This is a genomic window from Pseudomonas sp. K5002 (assembly GCF_013386655.1).
In the GTDB taxonomy this organism is placed as follows: domain Bacteria; phylum Pseudomonadota; class Gammaproteobacteria; order Pseudomonadales; family Pseudomonadaceae; genus Aquipseudomonas.
In genome coordinates, this window is the sequence record NZ_JACARK010000805.1 from 1 (window position 1) to 1,830 (window position 1,830).

A 1,830-nucleotide genomic window follows, 5' to 3' on the forward strand; every position below is an offset into this window, starting at 1 on the left:
TCTTCCAGTTGCTCGCTGGCCACCAGGTTGCCGAGGCCACGGTTACGCTTGTTCTCGCGCACGGCCTGGGCCAGGGTTTCCTGACGGTCGGCCACGGCGGCCTGGGCCTGGCGCAGGGCCAGCTTGAAGCGATCCTGGTCGACGGAGAACAGCACCTGGCCGCGCACCACCAACTGGTTGTCGCGCACGTCCACTTGCTGGATCAGCCCGGACACGTCCGGGGCGATCTGCACGATGTCGGCACGGATGTGGCCGTCACGGGTCCACGGCGCGAACATGTAGTACATCACCATGCGCCACACCACGACGCAGGCGAAGGTCACCACCAGTAACGTCAGGACTACACGGCCAATGGTCAAAAAAGGTTTTTTCATGTCATGAGGTATCGACTGAGTGAATCCACTGCGCCCAGCAACAGAGCGTAGAGACCCACATTGAACAATGCCCGGTGCCAGACCAGGCGATAGAAGTGGACGCGGGTCAACAGCCCGTGCACCACCAGGTACAACACATACGTAATGCCCATCAGCACCAGCAACGTGGGCAGGAACACCCCGCTGATATCCAGATCACCGATCATAAAGGCGCTCCATCGGGTAACGGCGCTTCCATCTCTGTGCCGCCAAGAAATTCCACGCCGGGCAACAGCGCCAGGCGCAAGCCGCTGAGGGCGTGCAACAAATGCAGGCGGGTTTCGTCCTCGCCTTGCAGGCCCTGGCCGTTGAGGGCGCGGCGGGTACGGTCGAGGGTCATCAGCAGACCGCTGGGGGCCGGCAGACGTTCACCGGCCTTGAGGCAGGCCTTGAAGTAACCGCCGACGCCTTCCACCACCTGGTTCAACAACACCCGCGGCACCCCGAGGATGCGCGGCGAGTACGCCAGCAGGTCCAGCAGGTTCAGCGCCACCCGCACTTCCCGCAGGGCGATGCCGGTGTCCTGGCCGGTCATGGCCAGGCGCGGCAGGTGTTGCATCAGGCGGTCGAGCATTTGCACGCCCATCTTGCGGTGTTCGGCCAGGGTCGCAGGCTCGGTCAGGGTGACGATGTCGCGCCAGCTGAAACGGGTCAGGCGCTTGGCCGCAAGCTCAGCGCCGAACGGCCGGGCAATCAGGGTCCAGACAAAGGCGAACAACAGGCCCACCGGGCCCGCCAGGTTGGAGTTGGCAAAGGCCAGGAAGTCCGCGTCGTAGGCACCCTGGATGCTGATGAACGACGAGGTGTTGACCAGCGTCAGCAGCATGCCGAGGTAGAAACGCGGCTGTACCGTCAGCGTGCCGATGCAGATAAAGGGCACCGAAAACGCCAGCACCAGCATCGGGAAATCGTGCAGGTTGGGCAGCACCAGAAACAGGTAGAGGCTGGCGAACAGCACCGACATCGCGGTCCAGAAAAAGAACCGGTAGATCTGCGGCGCCGGGTCGTCCATCGAAGCGAAGAAGCTGCAGGCCACCGCCGCCAGGATCACTGCACTGCCACCGTCGGTCCAGCCCAACAGGATCCACAGCACCGAGGCGACGATGATCGCGGTGACGGTGGAAAACGCCGAGTAGAACATCAGGCCACGGTCGAGGAACGGTGTCAGCCGGCCCAGGCGCCAGTGGCGGTAAACTGCGCGCCAGCTGTCCTGGCTTTCGCACTGGATGGCGGCTTGCAGGCTGCGGCAGTCTTGCCACAAATCCACCCACTCGCCCAGGCGATACAGGGCGTTGGAGAACAGCAACTGATGGCGGTCATCCAGGGCGTCGGCATCGGGTTGCAGGGCTTCGATCTGGTCGCGCAGGACACGCCAGCGTTCGAGGGGCGCATCCTTTTGCGTGCTGGCCAGCCACTC

General features: G+C 63.7%; 3 protein-coding genes. All 3 read right to left on the bottom strand.

The annotated features are described in order from the left end of the window. Window positions 1–374, bottom strand: a 374-nt coding sequence (locus tag HX846_RS28895; RefSeq protein WP_178966637.1) for a biotin/lipoyl-binding protein, incomplete at its 3' end; no start/stop codon positions are given. Then, window positions 371–580: a DUF1656 domain-containing protein gene (locus HX846_RS28900; RefSeq protein WP_003218193.1), complete on the bottom strand. Its 210-nt coding sequence runs from the start codon at window positions 578–580 to the stop codon at window positions 371–373. The genes HX846_RS28900 and HX846_RS28895, both read right to left, overlap by 4 nt. Further along, a partial coding sequence (locus HX846_RS28905) for an FUSC family protein (RefSeq protein ID WP_178966638.1) occupies window positions 577–1,830 on the bottom strand: 1,254 nt, incomplete at its 5' end. The genes HX846_RS28900 and HX846_RS28905, both read right to left, overlap by 4 nt.

Bases quoted from the DNA above. Each gene is read 5' to 3' on its own strand.
- HX846_RS28900 (WP_003218193.1), bottom strand. From the start codon at position 580: ATGATCGGTGATCTGGATATCAGCGGGGTGTTCCTGCCCACGTTGCTG.